The organism is Butyrivibrio sp. INlla16 (assembly GCF_900104155.1).
GTDB lineage: Bacteria > Bacillota > Clostridia > Lachnospirales > Lachnospiraceae > Butyrivibrio.
The window spans coordinates 1-2,039 of the sequence record NZ_FMYB01000125.1 but is presented as its reverse complement, the minus strand read 5'-3'; the positions used below and the strand labels follow the sequence as shown (position 1 = coordinate 2,039).

Annotated in this window: 4 protein-coding genes; all 4 read left to right on the top strand. The window is 40.4% G+C overall.

Translation table 11 applies throughout. From position 1 onward, the window contains the following. Positions 1 to 76: 76 nt before the first annotated feature. The 4 genes from BLR42_RS22240 to BLR42_RS22225 all read left to right on the top strand — a co-directional run bounded on the left by BLR42_RS22240 (position 77) and on the right by BLR42_RS22225 (position 1,873). A complete protein-coding gene (locus BLR42_RS22240; RefSeq protein WP_091873930.1) occupies positions 77 to 394 on the top strand; it encodes a hypothetical protein in 318 nt (105 codons plus the stop codon). A gap of 25 nt (positions 395 to 419) precedes the next feature. Then, positions 420 to 758, top strand: a complete 339-nt coding sequence (locus BLR42_RS22235; RefSeq protein ID WP_242879481.1) for an NUDIX domain-containing protein — start codon at positions 420 to 422, stop codon at positions 756 to 758. 18 nt (positions 759 to 776) lie between these two features. Further along, a complete protein-coding gene (locus BLR42_RS22230; RefSeq protein WP_091873925.1) occupies positions 777 to 923 on the top strand; it encodes a pyroglutamyl-peptidase I family protein in 147 nt (48 codons plus the stop codon). A gap of 503 nt (positions 924 to 1,426) precedes the next feature. Then, positions 1,427 to 1,873 (top strand): Hsp20/alpha crystallin family protein, encoded by a 447-nt coding sequence (locus BLR42_RS22225; protein ID WP_022762324.1) that lies wholly within the window; start codon positions 1,427 to 1,429, stop codon positions 1,871 to 1,873. Positions 1,874 to 2,039 lie beyond the last annotated feature (166 nt).

Here is a 2,039-nt window from a genome sequence, read left to right as displayed (position 1 = left end):
CCTCTATCCTTTCGGAATCAATATATGTCTATTATACACCGCCTTGGAATGCTATACTATAGCCAAGTACTAATCGATGAGGAAGAACCAATTTAAATGTGAAGACTGTGGCAAAACAATCAATATTACAGAATCACTGGGCAATATCATTGTATACTGCCCGGATTGCCATAAGTATATCCGTTGCCTGTGCGACTATGGCTTTGGACCAGTTGCTCCATGCGACATTTTCTGCGGATTAGAGCGTATCGGACTCATTTTAGGAGAGAAGGGGCGCTATAAGCTTGTATCCAGGAAGTATGGAATAGAAAAAGATCTTGTTGGTGGCTATAAGAACCTTGCTTGTTATGAAGAGGCAACAAAGATACTCGAAGAGTATATGAATAAGTCATAAGCGTCACATTAAAAGAAATTACTTTTTGGGACAGCTTGATAACATTGAATTCGTAGTGATTCTAACAAAGTATAAGGACAAGTGGGTATTCTGCTGGCATAAGAAAAGGGAAAGTTTTGAAAATCCCGGAGGACATGTGGAAAAGGGAGAAACACCAATTCAGGCAGCAAAGCGGGAACTGTATGAGGAAACAGGTATTACTGACTGTGAGATAATTCCGCTATGGGATTACGAGCAGCCCTGCCTTGAAAAAGACTGGGATAAGATTACAGCCATAGTAGCGGATGCTACGTATGATATTACAGATGAAGAGGAGCTTTCTGATTACAAAAGACGGATAGGTCAGAAAGAGGACGGAAAATAAGGATTTTGAGGCTGGATTATGAAAAAGGTAGTCGTTACGGCTTTTGAGCCATTTGATAAAGCAGAGGTAAATCCCTCATATGAGGCAGCAAAGCTGCTTCCGAAGAGGATAGGCGAAGCTGATATAGAACTTATCAGATTGCCGGTTGTGTTTATGAAGACATAGTATTTACTTGCAATGATAGCGCATACAGTCGGACATTCTGGGGGCTTTCAAAAAAAGCCATCGATGTAACTGGACTGGAGAAAGAACAACACGAGTCAGATGAAATATATGAAAAGCTTAGGAGCCTAGTAGGCAATGATTACTATATCGACCAGTACGTTCTGTCTCCTGATGAAGATCGTATTCTTTATGAGGAGATGCATCCCTGGGGAGCAGGTGCTCCGACAGATGATGAGGATATCTTTTTTAAGGTTGTAGACCTTAATGATGGGAGCATAGTTACTCTATTTAAAGGACCTCAGCAGTTTTTTGATATTTATTGGAAATGATATAAAAATCCTATAAGAAAATTAGCACTCTACTTGACAGAGTGCTAATTTGGTGTTATACCATATATAGAACAAAGGAACAGAGAAGACCATAAGGACTTAGGTTCCCTAGATCTGAACCCTCCGTCCCAATGCTCAAAAATAAATGTTTTTGATGCAAAGGAGGAAAAAACTATGTTAGCACCTAGTATTTTTGAAGAAAATCTTTTTGACAATCTGTTCAATTTTCCGGATTTCAGAGAACTGAACAACATGGAGCGGAAGCTCTACGGACGTCACGCCGACAGGCTGATGAAGACTGATGTTAAGGAAGAGGATAACCAGTATGAAGTTAGTGTTGATCTTCCTGGTTTTGCCAAAGAGGATATTAACCTTGAATTGAATGACGGGTATCTTACAATCAGTGCTTCAAAGAACATGAACAATGACAAGAATGATAAGAAAGGACGTCTGATCAGGCAGGAGCGATACAGTGGCTCGATGCAGAGAAGCTTCTATGTAGGCGACCAGATCACAGAAGAGGACGTAAAGGCAGCCTTCCATCACGGAGTTCTGACACTTACCATTCCTAAGAAAGAACAGGAAAAGCTTCCTGAAAAGAAACATATCATGATAGCTTAAGAGCCAATAGGCTCCACATAATAAGAAAACTCCTAAAAGGCATCCCGAGACCAATCACCTCGGGATGTTTTTTGGCCTTTCGCCAAATATAGTGGGTAACCACTAAAACTTTGTTGATAGTTACAACCATTTTGAGTACGCTTAGATGTATCAAACAGAATGGAGT

Excerpts from the sequence above, each read along its gene's own strand:
- BLR42_RS22240 (WP_091873930.1), top strand. The coding sequence starts at position 77 with ATGAGGAAGAACCAATTTAAATGTGAAGACTGTGGCAAAACAATCAAT.
- BLR42_RS22230 (WP_091873925.1), top strand. The coding sequence starts at position 777 with ATGAAAAAGGTAGTCGTTACGGCTTTTGAGCCATTTGATAAAGCAGAG.
- BLR42_RS22225 (WP_022762324.1), top strand. The coding sequence starts at position 1,427 with ATGTTAGCACCTAGTATTTTTGAAGAAAATCTTTTTGACAATCTGTTC.